Genomic DNA, 16,520 nt, shown 5'->3' with positions numbered 1-16,520 from the left:
TGCGGAAAGTGGATGATCGTTCAAGTGGTTGGCGTCATCAGCGGTTTTTTCTCTTCCTTGGTCCGCGGTCGTCCAGACTGGTATCGGGGTTGCGGCTTGCGCATTAGGAATGCGCATTCTCTCTTTGCAGGTTATGGAATGCTGGGCCTTCTGCCGTGGCCGGGCGCTGGCGGCCTCGGCCATAGCCTGCCCCACGAAGTCGGGGACGTCTGGAGGGAGAGCACTGGCGGACGATCTGCGAGCCCGGCTTCAAACGCTCCGTGCTGACACCGCCGAATGCGTTCAAATTGTGAGACTTGCCGCTAGAGGTCTGCGATGCTGTCAACCTTTCGTAACTGAAGGAATTAGGGCGTTCGGCGAGAGAAGCAATGGGTCGGTTTCTTAGCGGCATGATTATCGTCAGCGCGGCGCTAATTCTTGTCGTGTATTTCCACGTCCTCGCTCTCTAGGAGTTTGCTCACGTCGGGCTGTTCAAACCCGTTGGCTTCGGCTGCACTCGCAGGGCAACCGGCGCCGCACTGGCAGCCGCCGTCTTCTCGCCACGCAAGCTGCCGCGCGCCGAAGTCAAACGGCAGCTCGTGCCGAGAGGGTCCTTCTCCGCGGAAACAAACCCCTCACCCGTGCGAGTTCGTGTCGATGAGCGTCGTTGCCCGCTCCCACAAGGGGAGAGGGCACAGCAACGGGCCGCGCGCTCCGAACGATGCGGGTGCCCTCGCGCTCCCCTACTCCCAATACCAGGCCGAAAAATCGTTCTCGTACTGCGGGACTTCCTTCCAGACGCCCTTCAGCTTCTTGTTGGTGATGGTGATCAGCTGCGGCTGGTACAGGTAGGCGGAGACGGCGTCGGTTGCCAGCATGCGCTGGGCGTCGCCGAGAAGTTTCACACGGGCCGCCTCATCCGGTGTCGACACGATCTGCTTGTAGAGCGCGTTGAAGGCCTCGTTGTTGTAGCCGAGGTAGTAGTCCGGCTCGGTGATCTTGACGAGGTCGAACGGCTCGACATGGCTGACGATGGTGAGGTCGAAATTGTGCGGACCATTGCCGGCGAACACCTGCGACAGCCACTGCGCCCATTCGACGTTCTCGACCTTGGCGATGATGCCGACCTTGGCGAGCTGGGCCGCGAGGATCTCGCCGCCCTGCCGCGCATAAGACGGCGGCGGCAGCTTCAGCGACAGCTCGAGCGGCGTGGTGACGCCGGCCTCGGCCAGCAGCTTCTTGGCCTTCGCGGGATCGTAGGGGTTGATGCCGGTGGTATCGACATAGCCGAGCGCGGTCGGCACGTAGAAGCTGCCGATCGGCGTGCCGAAACCATCGACGGCGCCGTCGATCATCGCCTTGCGGTCGATCGCGGCGAGAATGGCGCGGCGGACGCGGACGTCGTCGAGCGGCTTTTTGCGATGGTTGATGGCGACGATGGTCTTGGCCCTGGAGCCGCCGACCATAACGTTGAAGCGCGGATCGGCCTTGAACTGCGCGATGCTGCGCTGGGCCGCAACGCGCGGAAACGCATCGACGTCACCCGAGAGCAGCGCCGCCGTCTGCGCCGACGGATCGGAGATGAAGCGGATCGTCACCTTGGAGAGCTTGATCGCGGCGGCGTTGCGATAGTCGGCCCATTTGCTCAGGGTCATCGAAGATCCCTTGGCCCAGGCGCCGAGCTGATAGGGCCCGGTCCCGACCGGCTGCGTGATATTCGTCGGCGCGCTCTTCGGCTCGACGATCGAAGCACTCGCCTGCCCCATCAGGAACGGAAAGTTCGGCTCGGCGTTTTTCAGGGTGATCACGACCGTATCGGCATCGGGCGCGGCAACGGACACGAAGCTCTGGAACAGGCTCTTGTCCTTGTTGGTGCTGGTGGCGACAGCGTTGCGCTCGAACGAGAACTTCACCGCCGCGGAATCGAACGGCTCACCATTGTGGAATTTGACGCCCTTGCGCAGCTTGAACGTATAGGTCTTCAGGTCGGGCGAAGCGGTCCAGCTCTCCGCCAGCAGGGGCGAAGTGGTGCCGTCCTCGTTGATCTTGGTCAGCGTCTCATAGATGTTGTAGAGCGTGACCTCGGCGATCGCCGCGGCGGCCGCGTTGGTAGGATCGAGCCCCGGAGGCTCCAGCGCCATGGCCATGACGACGCTGTCCTTCTTGCCTTGCGCCAGCACCGGCAGCGGTGCCGCAGCGAGCATGGCGGCGAACGCGACGACGGATAGTTTCCTGAACATGCGTAACTCCCCGGCCTTCTGTCTTCCCAATCTACGCCAATTCCACAGCGGATACTAACCTTCCATGGCGACGTGCGGCAACGCCATCACCGCCTCCGCCTTGTGGCAGGCGGCCAGATGCGCCTCGCCCAGCTCGCGTAGCTCAGGCTGGACCTCGCGGCAATGCTGGTCGGCAAGCGGGCAGCGCGCGGCATAGGGACATCCGGTCGCGGCCGCCGATTGCGAGGCGATCACTTGCGCCCCGCGTCGGCGCCGGCCGCCGCCGGCGCGCGCACGCGGCACGGCGTCCAGCAGCGCCCGCGTATAGGGATGGGCGCAACGCTCGAACAGGTCTTCGGGGCGTCCCTGCTCGACGATCCGGCCCAGATACATCACCGCAACCTCGTCGCAGAGATAGTCGACGACGGCGAGATCGTGGCTGATCAGGACGTAGCTCAGGCCGAACTGCTCCTGAAGGTCCTGCATCAGGTTAAGCACCTGCGCCTGCACGGAGACGTCGAGGGCGGAGACCGGCTCGTCAGCGACGATCAGCTTCGGCTGGGTGATGAGGGCGCGCGCGATCGCGATGCGCTGACGCTGGCCGCCGGAGAACTCGTGCGGATATTTGTCCATATCGGCATCGCGCAAGCCGACCTGCCGCAGCACGGCGGAGACCCGCGCGCGAAACGTGGTGCGATCGGCCTCCTCCAGCACGGTCAGCGGTTCGGCAACGATGCGCGCAATGGTCTGACGCGGATCGAGCGAGCCATAGGGATCCTGGAACACCATCTGGAAGTCGCGGCGGGCGCGGCGCAGCTCGTCAGTGGAGATATGGTTGAGGTCGCGCCCGAGCAGCGCGACCTGCCCCGATGTCGGCCGCTCCAGCGCCATCACCAGCCGCGCGAATGTCGACTTGCCCGAGCCGGATTCACCGACGACACCGAGGCTCTTGCCCACGTCGACCCGCACGCTCACGCCGTTGAGCGCACGCACCTGCCCCGGCGGACGGAACAGGCTTTCGCGTGGCAGCGTGTAGCGCTGCTCGAGATCCTTCACGTCGAGTAGAGGCGCGGCGGTCATGCGGTCAACGCTCCGACCCTTTCAGCCATCGAGACATCCGTCCTGATGCAGCGCACGCCATGGCCTGGTCCGACGTCCACCATCGGCGGAAGCGCGGCGCGACATCGATCGATCACGAGCGGACATCGATCCGAAAAGGTGCAGCCGGATGGCAGGTCGGCGAGCTCCGGCACCGTGCCCGAGATCGTCTTCAGCCGCGTCCCCTTGCGCGCGCCGAGCTTCGGGCGGGCGCGGAACAGACCCTGTGTGTAGGGATGCCCCATGCGGCGGAACACCTCGTCGGTCGGCCCGCTCTCGACCACGGTGCCGCCATACATCACCATCATGCGCTGCACGTTCTCGGCGATGACGCCGAGATCGTGCGAGATCAGGATCATCGACATGCCGCGCTCCTCGACGAGGTCGGCGATGAGGTCAAGGATCTGGCCCTGAATGGTGACGTCGAGCGCAGTGGTCGGCTCGTCCGCAATCAGCAGGTCGGGGCCGCAGGCGAGCGCCATCGCGATCGTGACGCGCTGGCGCTGGCCACCGGAAAACTGATGCGGATAGGCATCGATACGCCTTGCAGGATCCGGCAGTCCGACGCGGTCGAGCAAGGCGATGGCTTCTTTGCGCGCCTGGGCAGCCGAATATTTCTTGTGACGCCGCAGCGGCTCGGCGACCTGGTGCCCGATCGTGTGCATCGGGTTGAGCGCGGTCATCGGCTCCTGGAAGATCATGCCGATGCGGTTGCCGCGCAAGCCGCAATAATCTGGATCCGAAAGCCCGACCAGTTCGCTGCCGTCGAGCCGGATGCTGCCGGTCACGACGGCACTGTCGGGCAACAGCCCCATCAGGGACAGCGCGGTGACCGACTTGCCGCAGCCGGATTCGCCGACCAGCCCCAGCGTCTCGCCGCGCTTCAGCGCGAAGCTGACGCCGCGCACGGCCTGCGCAGGGCCGCGGCTGGTGTTGAGGCGGACGCCGAGATTGTCGACTGCGATCAGCGGTATAGTTGCGGGATCAGCCATCCTCACCGCTCCCGCGCCAGTCTCGGATCGAGCAGATCGCGCAGTCCATCGCCGAGGAGATTGAGGCCGAGCACGGCGACCGCGATCGCCGCACCCGGATAGACCGCCAGCATCGGCGACTGGAACAGCAGCGTCTGCGCGTCGTTCAGCATGCGGCCCCAGGACGGTTGCGGCGGCTGCGTGCCGAGGCCGAGATAGGACAAGGCGGCTTCCGCGAGAATTGCGAGCGCGAACTGGATGGTGACCTGCACGATCAGGATCGACAGGATGTTGGGCAGCACATGCTCGATGGTGATGCGGAAAGCCCCCTTGCCCGCGGCACGCGCCGCCAGCACGAACTCACGCGCCCAGATCGCGTTGGCCGAGCCGCGCGTCAGCCGGGTCAGCGTCGGAATCTGGAAAATGCCGATCGCGACGATCGAGGTCACCATGCCCGGGCCCACGACCGCAGCAAGCATGATGGCGGAGAGCACGGCCGGAAAAGCGAAGGTGAAGTCGGAGAAGCGCATGATGATCTCTTCGGTCCAGCCGCGCCGGGCAGACGCGATCAAGCCGAGGCAGACGCCGAAGGTAAGACCTATGCTCACCGCGATGATGCCGACCATGATGGTGGAGCGGGCGCCCGCCAGCAGCAGCGAGACGATGTCGCGGCCGAAGGAATCGGTGCCGAGCCAGTGCGCCGCCGACGGCGGCCTGAGTTTTGAGGCGATGTCGATCTCGTAGGGCGACCACGGCGTCCATACCAGCGACAGCAGCGCCGAGGCGAGCACCACGAGGCTGAGCGCGCCGCCCAGCATAAAGCTGCGATGGCGCAGCGCCCTCCGCCAAAAGCCCGTGGCGGGACGCGTCGGCGCGGGTGCCGTGGGCAATCCGACTGCGGCGGCGAGCGGATCACTCACAGGTCGTGCACCTTGATGCGGGGATCGACGAAGGCATAGAGCACGTCGACCACGAAATTGACGATGACGACCATGGTGGCGAGCAGCATCACGCAATTGCGCACCACGATGAGGTCGCGATTGGCGATCGACTGGAAGATCAGGCGGCCGAGGCCCGGCAGATAGAACACGTTCTCGATCACGATGGTGCCGGCGAGCAGATTGGCGAATTGCAGGCCCATCACCGTCATCACCGGGATCATGGCGTTGCGCAGCACGTGGCGCCACAGCACCTCGCGTTTGCCGAGCCCCTTCGCACGCGCGGTGCGGACAAAATCCTCACGCAGCACTTCCAGCACCGCCGAGCGCGTGACGCGCGCGAGGATCGCGGCCTGCACCACCGCGAGCGAGACTGCCGGCAGCAGCAGCGATTTGATGCCGAGCCAGATGCCGTCCTCCCAGCCGGCAAATCCGCCGGCGGACAACCATTGCAGCCGCACCGAGAACAGCAGCACCAGGAGAATTGCAAACCAGAAGTTCGGCAGCGCGATACCGACCTGCGTCAGCGACATCACGCCGACATCGCCGAGCTTGTTGTGGTTGGCCGCGGTGTAGATGCCGGCCGAAAGCGCCAGGGTCACCGTGATCAGCATGGACATGATCGCGAGCGGGACCGTCAGCACCAGCCGCTCCGCGATCAGGCTGGCGACCGGCGTGCCGTAGACATAGCTGTTGCCGAGGTCGCCGAGGACAAGACCCTTGATCCAGTGCAGATAGCGAACGGCCAGCGGCTGATCGAGGCCGAGCTTGACGGTGAGCGCGCGCACCGCATCCGGCGACGCATCGGCACCCATCAGCATCTGCGCGGCGTTACCGGGAAGCGCGTCCAGCACCAGGAAAATGATCAGGGAAGCGCCGACCAGCGTCGCCACCAAGGTCACCAGACGTCGGAGGACAAATACGCTCATGCGCGCTCGGTTTCAGGGCTCACCCGCGCCACGATCAACATGTCCGGGCGCGGGACGCAAGTGCCTAGGAAACGAGAGAGTGCTCGGCCTTCATGGTTCGAGACGCCCGCCTTGGCGGGCTCCTCACCATGAGGGTTTGCCATTTCGCCGCAAAACAAGACCTCATCCTGAGGAGCCCGCCCAAAGCGGGCGTCTCGAAGGATAGCCACAAGAAAGATGTCTTTCCCGTGCCCCATCTCAGCCGGGCCAACGGGACAGAAGATCGTGCGAGGCCTCGAACAGCGCGCTCACGCGCAGCAATTCGGCATCGTCACGGAAGCGGCCGACGAGCTGAAGCCCGATCGGCAACCCGTCGCGGCCGAAGCCGCAGGGCAGGCTGACGGCGGGGTGCCCGGTCATGTTGAAGGGCATGGTCCAGGGGAACCAGTGCGGCCGGACGCTGTCAAAGCGCTTGCCGTCGATCTCGATGGTGCCGAACAGGTCCTGCTCGATCGGCAGCGCGGTGCGGGTGAGGGTCGGCATCGCCAGCAGATTGCCGCGCGCAAGCAGGGATTGCACCCGGCGGAACAGCGCGGTGCGCGCGAACATCGCCTCCTGATATCCGACCCCGCTGACTTCGGTGGCAAGCGCAAGCTGCTTGAGGAAGGCTTCGCTGAGTTCGCCGCTGTGCTCGGCCGCCAATTTTGCAAAGCGGGTCCGCCAGAGCGTGTGGTTGATGGCGCGCCAGATCGGTTCGATGTCGAAACCGTCTCCAGAGAACTCCTCGAGCTCGGCGCCAAGGCCCGCGAGCCGATCGAGGCTCGCCTTGAAGGCCGTCGCGACGTCCGCGGACACCGGGCGGCCGGGCGGCGAGAGGCAGAACAGGATTTTCTGCCCGCGCAGATCGCCGCGCGGCATCGCGGTGCCGATGAAGTCCGGCACGGCAACGCCGATCGACCAGGGGTCGCAGGCGTCCTCCCCGGCCATGGCCTGCATCATCAATGCGGTATCGGCAACTGTGCGGGTGGTCGGCGTGACATAGGTCTGGTTGCCGAAAGCATCCAGCGCCTGGCTGTGCGCGATGACGCCATTGCTCTGCTTCAGCCCGACCACGCCGTTGCAGGCCGCCGGAATCCGCGTCGAGCCGCCGCCGTCGGTCGCAATCGCCAGCGGCGCGATGCCGCTGGCCACCGCCACCGCCGCGCCGCCGCTGGAGCCGCCGGACGAACGCTCCGCGCTCCACGCATTGCGGGTGCGGCCGAACAGCGGCGAGTCGGTCAGGCATTTGCTGCCGAATTCCGGCGTGGTGGTCTTGCCGATCAGGATCGCGCCTTGCGCGCGCAGCCTTGCGACCGCGACCGCATCCTCGGCCGGCACGTTGTCCTTGTAGGGAACGGCGCCGAAGGTGGTCCTGACGCCCCTGGTGTTGACGATGTCCTTGACGGTGACGGGAATGCCATGCAGCAGGCCGAGCGGCTCGCCGGCCATCACCTTGCGCTCGGCCTCGCGCGCCTGCGCCAACGCCTCGTCGCCGCAGAGCGTGATGAAGCAGTTCAGCTTGGGCTGCAGCGCCTCGGCGCGGGCGAGCACCGCGCGGGTGAGCTCGACGGGGGAAATCCGTTTTTCGGTGATGAGGCCGCGCAGTTCGGTTGCGGACAGCAGGCAGGGATCGCCGTTCATCGTCAAATCACGCTCCGAAGCCGGCCGCCGTTGGCCGATAGCATTGACAGCGAGAATGACAGTTTTGTTAACTCGCCGTCCAATACGATTTTGATCGCCAACCCATACGTTTTCGGTATGCCAATGGATCTTCGCCGGCTCCGTTACTTCGTCGCCGTGGCCGAGGCGCGCAGCGTCGGCAAGGCCGCCGAGCGGCTGCGGATGGCGCAGCCGCCGCTCTCGGTCCAGATCCGCAAGCTGGAGGCCGAGATCGGCGCGCCATTGTTTCGCCGCGGCACGCGCGGCATGGACCTGACCGAGGCGGGCCAGGCGCTGCTGGCGCGCGCCAGCGAGGCGCTTGCACTCGCCGCCGACGGCGCCGAAGCCGCCCGTGCAGTGGCCTCCGGCCGGCGCGGCCGGCTGTCGGTCGGCTACATGTTCGTGCTGGCGAACGCGGTGCTGCCGCGGCTGATCCCCGAATTGCGCCGGTCCGTTCCCGGCGTCGATCTCGACTTCGCAGAACTCAGCGCATCGACGCGCGAGGCGCGGCTGCTCGACCGCAGCGTCACGGTCGCGCTGTGCATGCCCGCGATCCACCATCCCGAGATCCAGGTGGCGCGGATCGGGGCGCAGCCGTTGATGCTGGTGATGCCGATCCGCTCGCCGCTGGCCCGCCTGAACACGGTGCCGATGGCCCGGCTACAGGGCCGCCCGCTGATCGCGTTGCCGCCGCCGGACCAGGATCCCGCCTCCTCCGCGGTCGCCGCCCTGCTGCGGCGGCACCAGATCGTGATGCCGATTGCCAGCCGGGTCGAGACGGTACATTCGGCGATGAGCCTGGTTCTTGCCGGCGAAGGTCTTGCCATCGTGCCGGCCTGCGCCAAGCTCGGCGCGCCGCGCGGCATCGTGTTCAGGCCGCTGCGCGATGCCGCCGATTCCATCGACATCGCGGTGTGCTGGCGGCGGGATTCCCAGAGCCCGCTGATCCGCACCTTCCTCAAATGCGCCGAGAAAATCGTGGCGCGGCTGTGATGGCGGCTACCAGTTCCATGTGATCTCATGGCTCCAGGGCGGATCGGCGCCCGGGCGGGTGCAGGTCAGGCCGGCGCAATTGGCGGCAAAGAACAGCGCGCGGCGGAGTTCGGCAGTGCTGATATGCTTCAGCTGCTCGCGGACGAGGCGCCTCTGCTTGTGCAGGGCGAACAGCAACGCCGCCTGAAAACTGTCGCCGGCACCGATGGTGTCGGCGATCTCGACCTGCGGCGCTGCGACTTCGATCTGCCCTGCTTCCGCATGCCAGGCGATGGCGCCGTTGTTGCCGCGGGTGATGACGACGAGGCTTGTCCCTTGTTCCAGCAGCGTGCTCGCCCGCTGCTGCCAGTGCTCTTCGCCGTAGAGGTAGGCGAAATCGACGTCAGACATCTTGATGAGATCGGCGTGCCTAGCGAATTCGGCCATGCGCTCAAGGTAGGCCGGCTTGTCCCTGACCAGATTGGGCCGGCAGTTCGGATCGAAGGAGATCGTCGAGGATGCCTGCGCATCGGCGATCAGGGCTTTGGTCTCGGCGGCGCCGCGGTCGTTGACCAGCGTGGTCGAGCCAACATGGAGGGCTTCGACGGTATCGAACGCAATGGTCCCGCGCCGATAGGTCCAGCTCCGCGTCGCAGTCTCGGCGTCGTAGAAAGCATAGTGCGACTCGCCCGCGACGATGCGCACGAAAGCGAGCGTGGTCTGGTGATCGCTGCGGGTGGCAAGACCAAGCTCGACGTTGGAGGAAGCGGCATGGTCGGCGATCATGCGCCCGAACATGTCGGTCGAGATGCCGCCGACGAAACCGGTGGGCGCGCCGAGCCGCGCCATGCCGATCGCAACATTGAGGCAGGAGCCGCCGACGGCCGGCATCGCCGCCTCGCGGCCGTCGCCGCTTCGCGTCGGCACGAAATCGATCAGCGCATCGCCGCAGGAAATCAGCATCCGGTTCAACCTCCGGCCATTCCGCGCATCGCCGCGCGGCTGCCGCGATCGACCTCGCGCAGCAGCTTGTAGACATCGCGCTTGCGGGCGTGAAACGCGGCCATGTCGGGCGCGGTCGGTTCGCTCTTTCGTCCCAGCGCCGACATCTTTGCCATGGTCTCGCCGATCGAGGCATAGGCACCGCCGGCGACCGCGCCAAGCATCGCGGCGCCCAGGAGCACCGGCTCTTTCGTCTGCGGCAGCGCGACGGTGAGACCGGTGGTATCAGCCATGATCTGCCGCACCAGCGGACTGCGGCTCGCGCCGCCGCCCATGATCATGATGCCGGAACGAACGCCATGTGCGGCAAAAGCTTCGATCACCTCGGCAAGACCATAAGCGAGCCCGCAGAGGCCGGCAACGAACAGCCGCTCCATCGCGCCGATATCGGTGTCGAGATCGAGGCCCGCGATCACCGCGCGGGTATCAGGATCGGCGTAGGGCGAGCGATTGCCGATGAATTCGGGGAGGACATGGACGTCGCGGGCCAGCAGCGCGGCACGGCTGGCATCTCCTGCGCGCGCGATGATGCGGCGCTCCAGGAATTCGATGATGTCGAGCCCCTCGCTGCGCGCCGCCGCGCTCGCCTCGCCAAAGCCGGGATGCGACTTGAGCAGATGGTCGATCGCCGCGCCCGCGGCGGACTGCCCGCCCTCGTTGAGCCAGAAGTCTGGCACCATGCCGGAGTAATAAGGCCCCCAAACGCCCGGCACGAAGCATGGCTCCCTGGTCGTGGCCATGATGCAGGCCGACGTTCCCATGATGTAGGCGAGGCGGTCGCAGACATCAGTCGCCTCGCCCGATCCGTCGCGGCCGCCGATCGCGCCGATGCCGCCGGCATGCGCATCGATCAGCGCCGCGCCCACCGGTGTGCCAGGTGACAGGCCGAGGTCAGCTGCCGCCGCGCGGGTGAGACCCGCGCCGAGCCGCGTGCCGGGCGCGACGATCTCGGTACCAATGCGGGCATAATTTTCGCTGACGAAATCCGATAGGCCAATGCGCTGGAAGAACGGCGCGCTCCAGCCGCCGCTGTCATGCGCGAGATAGTTCCATTTGCACGTGACGGTGCAGGTCGAGCGCTGCAGCGAGTCGGTGGCGCGCCAGGTCAGGAAGTCCGCCAGATCGAAGAAGTGACCGGCGGCGTCAAAGCTGGCGCTCGCATGCCGCTTCAGCCACAACAGCTTCGGCATCTCCATCTCGGGCGAGATCGAGCCGCCGACATAGCGCAGCACGGCGTCCTCGGTTTCGTTGATCAGCCGCGCCTCGGCCGTGGCGCGATGATCCATCCAGACGATGACATTGCGCTGCTTGTCGCCGGAAGAACTGACGGTGACCGGCTCGCCCTGGCGGTCGACCAGCACCAGCGAGCAGGTGGCGTCAAATCCGACGCCGCCGACGCTGTCAGGCGCGATGCCAGCTTCCGCCAGCGCGGCCCGCACCGATTTAGCGCAGGCGTCCCAGATGTCGGCGGACGATTGCTCGACGATATCGCCGGCCTCGTGCCAGATCCTGATCGGATGCCGGGCGGTGGCCAGAAGGGTACCGGCCTCGTCGAACACCCCTGCCCGCGTGCTCGTGGTCCCCACGTCGACGCCGATATACGCTCGCGGCATTGTCACTCCCGGTCGCTCTCGTCAGCTTTGACGCAAGCCTACCAGCAAGTATAGCCGCCATCCACCAGCACGATGCTGCCGGTCATCAGGCTCGCGGCTTCCGAAGCGAGGAACAGCACGACGGAGGCGATCTCGTCGACCTGCCCCATCCGCGCCATCGGGGTTCCACCGATCCAGGCGTCGTACATTTTTGCGTTGCTCTTCACGAAGGCGTTGAGCGGCGTCTCGATATAGGTCGGCGCCACCGCGTTGACCCGGATCCCGCGAGCGCCCCATTCGGCGGCGAGCGATTTGGTGAGATGGTGCACGGCGGCCTTGGAGGCGTTGTAGAAGCACTGTTCCTGCGGCTTGTTGACGATGAAGCCGGACATCGAGCCGATATTGACGATGGCGCCACTCTTCGCCTTGAGCATATGCTTGCCGAACTCGCGGCAGCACCAGAAGGTGCCGTTGAGATTGACGTCGATCACGTTGAGCCAATGCTCGTCGGTGACGGTCTCCGCCGGCGTCTCGCTGCGGGCAATGCCGGCATTGTTGACGAGAATGTCGACCTTGCCGTGGCGCGCGACGAGATCATTGGCGACCTCCGCCACGCGCCTGGTGTCGGTGACGTCCATCACCGCGGTCTCGACGTCATAACCCTTTGCCTTTAAACTGGCCTTTGCGCTGTCTGCGACCTTGCTGTCGCGATCGCCGATGACGACCTTGGCGCCGGCTTCGGCCAGCGCCTCGGCGCAGGCGAGACCAATGCCCTGCCCGCCGCCGGTGATGAACGCCATCTTGCCGTCCAGCTTGAATTTTTCCAGGTACATGTTGCTCTTCCGTTTCTTGCCGTTCTTGCCGTTTCTTGTCAGCCCCGAACGGCGTTGCCGCTCTGGTCGAAGCGGTGGATGCGCGCGGGCTCCGGCACCAGCGAGACGCGGTCACCGGCATGCAGACTGAGTTCGCCGATGTAGCGTGCCGTCAGCATGCCCAGTGGTCCGGCATCGACGTACAGAAAGGTGTCGCTGCCGAGATGCTCGGCGACCGCGATCGTCCCCTGCCAGCCGCCGGCGCCATCGCGCTCGATCTTGAGGTGCTCCGGACGCACGCCGATGGTCGTGGCGCCCTGCTGCTTGGCCAGCTCGCCGGTCACGAAGTTCATTTTTGGCGAGCCGATGAAGCCGGCGACGAAAAGGTTGGCCGGCCTCTCATAGAGCTCCAGCGGCGAGCCGTACTGCTCGATCTTGCCGCCGTTGAGCACCACGATCTTGTCGGCCATGGTCATGGCCTCGACCTGGTCGTGGGTGACGTAGATCGCGGTGGTGCCGAGTTGCTTCTGCAGCCGCGTCACCTCGATCCGCATCTGCACGCGCAACGCGGCGTCCAAGTTGGACAGCGGCTCGTCGAACAGGAACGCCTTCGGCTCGCGGACGATGGCGCGGCCAATCGCGACGCGCTGGCGCTGGCCGCCGGACAGCTCGCGCGGCTTGCGGTCGAGATAGGGCGTCAGGTTCAGCGTCGCCGCGGCGGCCTCGACCTTGCGGTTGATCTCGTCCTTGGCAAGCCCCGCCATCTTCAGGCCGAAGCCGATATTGCCGCGCACGCTCATATGCGGATAGAGCGCGTAGGACTGAAACACCATCGAGAGCCCGCGCTTGGCGGGCGGCGTGTCGACGACGTTCTTGCCGTCGATCAGGATCTTGCCGCCGCTGACGTCCTCGAGCCCGGCGATCAGCCGCAGCAGCGTGGTCTTGCCGCAGCCTGACGGCCCGACGAACACCACGAAGGAGCCGTCCGCGACGTCGAGATCGGCGCCCTTGATGATGTGCACGGGGCCGAACGATTTTTGCACGCCCTGAAGTGTGATCTGACCCATGATCCGGCAGCCCTTTTACTTCACCGCGCCGAAGGTGAGCCCGCGCACGAGCTGCTTCTGGCTGAACCAACCGAGGACGAGAATGGGCGCGATCGCCAGCGTCGAGGCCGCCGACAGTTTTGCCCAGAACAGTCCTTCCGGACTCGAATAGGAGGCGATGAACACGGTGAGCGGCGCGGCGCTCGAGGTCGATAAATTGAGCGTCCAGAACGCCTCGTTCCAGGCGAGGATGAGATTGAGCAGCATGGTGGAGGCGAGGCCCGGGATCGCCATCGGCGTCAGCACGTAGACGAGCTCGCGGCCGATGGTGGCGCCATCCATCCGCGCGGCCTCGAGGATGTCGCGCGGGATCTCCTTGAAATAGGTGAAGAGCATCCAGATCACGATCGGCAGGTTGCCGAGACAGAGGATGAAGACGAGACCCATGCGGGAATCGAGCAGGCCGAAGCTCTTGTAGATCAGGTAGATCGGCACCAGCACGCCGACCGGCGGCATCATCTTGGTCGAGAGCATCCAGAGCAGGATGTCCTTGGTGCGCTTGGTCGGCGAGAACGCCATCGACCAAGCCGCGGGAATGGCTATCAAAAGCGCAATCAGCGTCGAGCCGCCGGCGATGATGATCGAATTTATCGCATGATGCAGATAGTCGCTGCGCTCCTGCACGGTGGCGTAGTTTTCAGTGGTCCAGTGGAAGAACACGAAGGACGGCGGGATGGCGAAGGCTTCCAGCTCGGTCTTGAAGCTCGCCAGCACCATCCAGAGGATCGGGAAGAAGATCAGGAAGCCGAAGAACCACGCTCCGATGGTCGATACCACCACCCGCTGCGTCGTCGCCATCCGTGCCATGGTCTCACGCCTCCAGATTGCGGCCGACGATGCGGACGAGGAAGAAGGCGACGATGTTGGCGATCACCACCGCGACCAGGCCGCCTGCAGAGGCGCTGCCGACGTCGAACTGAATCAACGCCTGCGAATAGATCAGGAAGGCGATGTTGGTGGTTTGCAGGCCAGGGCCGCCGCCGGTGGTGACGAAGATTTCCGCAAACACCGTCAGCAGGAAGATGGTCTCGATCAGGATCACCACGGTAATGGGACGCGCCAGGTGCGGCAGCGTGATGTAGATGAAGGCCGAGAGCGCGCTGGCGCCGTCCATCTCGGCCGCCTCCTTCTGTTCCTCGTCGAGCGATTGCAGCGCGGTCAGCAGAATCAGCGTCGCGAACGGCAGCCACTGCCAGGCGACGATCAGGATCACCGAGAGCAGCGGCACGTCGTTGAACCAGTCGATCGGCGTCAGGTGGAACAGCGACGCGATCCAGGCGAACAGGCCGGAGACCGGATGCATCAACAAATTCTTCCAGACCAGCGCGCTCACCGTCGGCATCACGAAGAACGGCGCGATCACCATCAGCCGGACGATGTTGCGCCCGATCACGGGCTGATCGAGCAGCAGCGCCAGCGGAGTGCCGAGCAGGATCGTCAGCGCCAGCACCGAGCCGACCAGCACCAGCGTGTTCTGCAGCGAATCGAGGAAGGCAGGGTCGGTGAGGAAGTAACGAAAGTTCTCAAGGCCAACGAACGCCTCGGAGCCGGGATCGAGCAGGCTGTAATGCAGCGTCGAGAAATAGAGCGTCAGCGCCAGCGGGACGATCATCCAGATGAAGAGCAAGCCGACGGCCGGCGTCAGGAGCGACCGCGCAAGGATCTGCGTCTGCCGGGTTGCCATCGTCAGCTTCTCCGCTGGGGGAAGAAGGCGGCCATCCACCAAGCGACGTGGATGGCCGCTAGTTTGAGCTCAGGAGGGAGAGCTCGGGTTCACTTGATGTAGCCGGCGCGCTTCATCTCGCGCTCGGTGACCGATTGCGCCGCGGTCAGCGCTGCATCGACCGTCATCGATCCCGCAAGCGCGGCCGAGAATTGCTGGCCGACCTGCGTGCCGATGCCCTGGAATTCCGGGATCGCAGCGTATTGCACGCCCACATAAGGCACCGGCTTCACGGTCGGCTTGTTCGGATCGGCAGCGTCGATCGAGGCCAGCGTCAGCTTCGCAAACGGCGCGACCTTCAGATAATCAGGGTTCTGATAAAGCGAGGTCCGCGTGCCCGGCGGCACGTTGGCCCAGCCCTCCTTCGCCGCTACGAGCTTGGTGTAGTCCTTGCTGGTCGCCCAGGCGATGAACTTCTCGGCGGCTTCGGCCTTCTTCGAGCCGGCGGGGATCGCGAGACTCCAGGCCCACAGCCAGTTGGCGTTCTTGCCGAGCCCGGTGTTGGGCGCGAGCGCGAAGCCGACCTTGTCGGCGACCTTGGAGTCCTTTGGATTGCTGACGAAGGACGCCGCCACGGTGGCATCGATCCACATCGCGCACTTGCCGGCGTTGAACAGCGCCAAATTCTCGTTGAAGCCGTTCGAGCTCGCGCCGGGAGGTCCGGCCTCCTTCATGAGATTCACGTAGGTCGTAAGCGTCGCCTTCCATTCCGGCGTGTTGAACTGCGGCTGCCACTTCTCGTCGAACCAGCGCGCGCCGTAGGAATTGGCCATGGCCGAGAGGAACGCCATGTTCTCGCCCCAGCCGGCCTTGCCGCGCAGGCAGATGCCGTAGACGCCGGCGCTCTTGTCGGTGAGCTTCTTGGCGGCGTCGATCACGACATCCCAGGTCGGCTTCTCCGGCATCTTCAGCCCGGCCTTCTCGAACAGATCGGTGCGGTACATCACCATCGAGCTCTCGCCGTAGAACGGTGCGGCATAGAGCTTGCCGTCGACGGAGACCGCATCCTTGATCTTCGGCAGCAGGTCGGCGACATCGTAGTCCGCGCCGAGATTGGCCAGCGGCACCAGCCAGCCCTTCTTGGCCCAGATCGGCACCTCGTAAGTGCCGATGGTGAGCACGTCGAACTGCCCGCCCTTGGTGGCGATGTCGGTGGTGACGCGCTGACGCAGCACGTTTTCTTCCAGCGTCACCCATTTGACTGTGATGTCCGGATTCTTCGCGGTGAATTCGCTGGTCAGACCCTGCATCCGGATCATGTCGCCGTTGTTCACGGTGGCAATGGTCAGGGTGGTTTCGGCCACCGCGGAGACGGATAGCAGCAGGACGGACGCGCCGCAGACGGCGCCCATGACGTGTTTCACGATGACCTCCCTTAGGCTCGCGCTTTTGAGCATATGCCCACGCGTTGGGCGTATGTTCAACTGAGGGCGTGCCGTTGTCAAGCCGGCGCGCGGGCGCATGGGCAACTTATGAGTGCTGCGGTGCGGGAGACCCTCCTC

The 16,520-nt window shown here is 65.4% G+C and carries 14 protein-coding genes; 1 reads left to right on the top strand and 13 read right to left on the bottom strand.

Annotated features, from left to right (window positions below):
* Positions 1 to 722: 722 nt before the first annotated feature.
* From GWG65_RS05840 to GWG65_RS05815, 6 genes are all read right to left on the bottom strand, one after another.
* Positions 723 to 2,219 (bottom strand): ABC transporter substrate-binding protein, encoded by a 1,497-nt coding sequence (locus GWG65_RS05840; protein ID WP_275194454.1) that lies wholly within the window; start codon positions 2,217 to 2,219, stop codon positions 723 to 725.
* Positions 2,220 to 2,273: 54 nt separating this feature from the next.
* Entirely contained in the window at positions 2,274 to 3,278 is a 1,005-nt protein-coding gene (locus GWG65_RS05835) for an oligopeptide/dipeptide ABC transporter ATP-binding protein (RefSeq protein WP_275194453.1), read from the bottom strand.
* Entirely contained in the window at positions 3,275 to 4,288 is a 1,014-nt protein-coding gene (locus GWG65_RS05830; protein WP_275194452.1) for an ABC transporter ATP-binding protein, read from the bottom strand. Before GWG65_RS05830 ends, GWG65_RS05835 begins: the two co-directional genes overlap by 4 nt.
* A 2-nt stretch (positions 4,289 to 4,290) precedes the next feature.
* On the bottom strand, positions 4,291 to 5,157 hold the full coding sequence (locus tag GWG65_RS05825) for an ABC transporter permease (RefSeq protein WP_342760627.1): 867 nt from the start codon (positions 5,155 to 5,157) through the stop codon (positions 4,291 to 4,293).
* A gap of 26 nt (positions 5,158 to 5,183) precedes the next feature.
* The gene (locus GWG65_RS05820; RefSeq protein WP_275194451.1) at positions 5,184 to 6,134 is read right to left on the bottom strand and encodes an ABC transporter permease; all 951 of its coding nucleotides are present in this window, start codon (positions 6,132 to 6,134) and stop codon (positions 5,184 to 5,186) included.
* Positions 6,135 to 6,371: 237 nt separating this feature from the next.
* Positions 6,372 to 7,793, bottom strand: a complete 1,422-nt coding sequence (locus GWG65_RS05815) for an amidase (protein WP_275194450.1) — start codon at positions 7,791 to 7,793, stop codon at positions 6,372 to 6,374.
* A gap of 123 nt (positions 7,794 to 7,916) precedes the next feature.
* On the opposite strand from GWG65_RS05815, the gene GWG65_RS05810 reads away from it, so the two are divergent.
* Positions 7,917 to 8,804 (top strand): LysR substrate-binding domain-containing protein, encoded by an 888-nt coding sequence (locus GWG65_RS05810; protein ID WP_275194449.1) that lies wholly within the window; start codon positions 7,917 to 7,919, stop codon positions 8,802 to 8,804.
* A 6-nt stretch (positions 8,805 to 8,810) separates the two neighbouring features.
* On the opposite strand, the gene GWG65_RS05805 is transcribed toward GWG65_RS05810, so the two are convergent.
* From GWG65_RS05805 to GWG65_RS05775, 7 genes are all read right to left on the bottom strand, one after another.
* Positions 8,811 to 9,746, bottom strand: a complete 936-nt coding sequence (locus tag GWG65_RS05805) for a carbohydrate kinase (protein ID WP_275194448.1) — start codon at positions 9,744 to 9,746, stop codon at positions 8,811 to 8,813.
* 5 nt (positions 9,747 to 9,751) lie between these two features.
* On the bottom strand, positions 9,752 to 11,398 hold the full coding sequence (locus tag GWG65_RS05800; protein WP_275194447.1) for an FGGY-family carbohydrate kinase: 1,647 nt from the start codon (positions 11,396 to 11,398) through the stop codon (positions 9,752 to 9,754).
* Positions 11,399 to 11,436: 38 nt separating this feature from the next.
* On the bottom strand, positions 11,437 to 12,210 hold the full coding sequence (locus GWG65_RS05795; RefSeq protein ID WP_275194446.1) for an SDR family oxidoreductase: 774 nt from the start codon (positions 12,208 to 12,210) through the stop codon (positions 11,437 to 11,439).
* Between the two features lie 38 nt (positions 12,211 to 12,248).
* On the bottom strand, positions 12,249 to 13,256 hold the full coding sequence (locus tag GWG65_RS05790; RefSeq protein ID WP_275194445.1) for an ABC transporter ATP-binding protein: 1,008 nt from the start codon (positions 13,254 to 13,256) through the stop codon (positions 12,249 to 12,251).
* Between the two features lie 15 nt (positions 13,257 to 13,271).
* Positions 13,272 to 14,102 carry a carbohydrate ABC transporter permease gene (locus GWG65_RS05785; protein ID WP_275194444.1) on the bottom strand — a complete coding sequence of 277 codons (831 nt, stop codon included), beginning with the start codon at positions 14,100 to 14,102 and terminating at the stop codon, positions 13,272 to 13,274.
* Between the two features lie 4 nt (positions 14,103 to 14,106).
* Positions 14,107 to 14,979, bottom strand: a complete 873-nt coding sequence (locus GWG65_RS05780) for a sugar ABC transporter permease (protein WP_275194443.1) — start codon at positions 14,977 to 14,979, stop codon at positions 14,107 to 14,109.
* Between the two features lie 89 nt (positions 14,980 to 15,068).
* Complete coding sequence (locus GWG65_RS05775; RefSeq protein ID WP_275194548.1) at positions 15,069 to 16,370, bottom strand: sugar ABC transporter substrate-binding protein; 1,302 nt, start codon at positions 16,368 to 16,370, stop codon at positions 15,069 to 15,071.
* Positions 16,371 to 16,520 lie beyond the last annotated feature (150 nt).

This window comes from Bradyrhizobium sp. CSA207, from assembly GCF_029051685.1.
GTDB lineage: Bacteria > Pseudomonadota > Alphaproteobacteria > Rhizobiales > Xanthobacteraceae > Bradyrhizobium.
The sequence above is the reverse complement of the archived record's forward strand: the minus strand, read 5'-3'. Positions and strand labels throughout refer to the sequence as shown.

Excerpts from the sequence above, each read along its gene's own strand:
- GWG65_RS05840 (WP_275194454.1), bottom strand. The coding sequence starts at position 2,219 with ATGTTCAGGAAACTATCCGTCGTCGCGTTCGCCGCCATGCTCGCTGCG.
- GWG65_RS05805 (WP_275194448.1), bottom strand. The coding sequence starts at position 9,746 with ATGCTGATTTCCTGCGGCGATGCGCTGATCGATTTCGTGCCGACGCGA.
- GWG65_RS05815 (WP_275194450.1), bottom strand. The coding sequence starts at position 7,793 with ATGAACGGCGATCCCTGCCTGCTGTCCGCAACCGAACTGCGCGGCCTC.
- GWG65_RS05830 (WP_275194452.1), bottom strand. The coding sequence starts at position 4,288 with ATGGCTGATCCCGCAACTATACCGCTGATCGCAGTCGACAATCTCGGC.
- GWG65_RS05780 (WP_275194443.1), bottom strand. The coding sequence starts at position 14,979 with ATGGCAACCCGGCAGACGCAGATCCTTGCGCGGTCGCTCCTGACGCCG.
- GWG65_RS05800 (WP_275194447.1), bottom strand. The coding sequence starts at position 11,398 with ATGCCGCGAGCGTATATCGGCGTCGACGTGGGGACCACGAGCACGCGG.
- GWG65_RS05775 (WP_275194548.1), bottom strand. The coding sequence starts at position 16,370 with ATGGGCGCCGTCTGCGGCGCGTCCGTCCTGCTGCTATCCGTCTCCGCG.
- GWG65_RS05795 (WP_275194446.1), bottom strand. The coding sequence starts at position 12,210 with ATGTACCTGGAAAAATTCAAGCTGGACGGCAAGATGGCGTTCATCACC.
- GWG65_RS05820 (WP_275194451.1), bottom strand. The coding sequence starts at position 6,134 with ATGAGCGTATTTGTCCTCCGACGTCTGGTGACCTTGGTGGCGACGCTG.
- GWG65_RS05785 (WP_275194444.1), bottom strand. The coding sequence starts at position 14,102 with ATGGCACGGATGGCGACGACGCAGCGGGTGGTGGTATCGACCATCGGA.
- GWG65_RS05810 (WP_275194449.1), top strand. The coding sequence starts at position 7,917 with ATGGATCTTCGCCGGCTCCGTTACTTCGTCGCCGTGGCCGAGGCGCGC.
- GWG65_RS05790 (WP_275194445.1), bottom strand. The coding sequence starts at position 13,256 with ATGGGTCAGATCACACTTCAGGGCGTGCAAAAATCGTTCGGCCCCGTG.
- GWG65_RS05835 (WP_275194453.1), bottom strand. The coding sequence starts at position 3,278 with ATGACCGCCGCGCCTCTACTCGACGTGAAGGATCTCGAGCAGCGCTAC.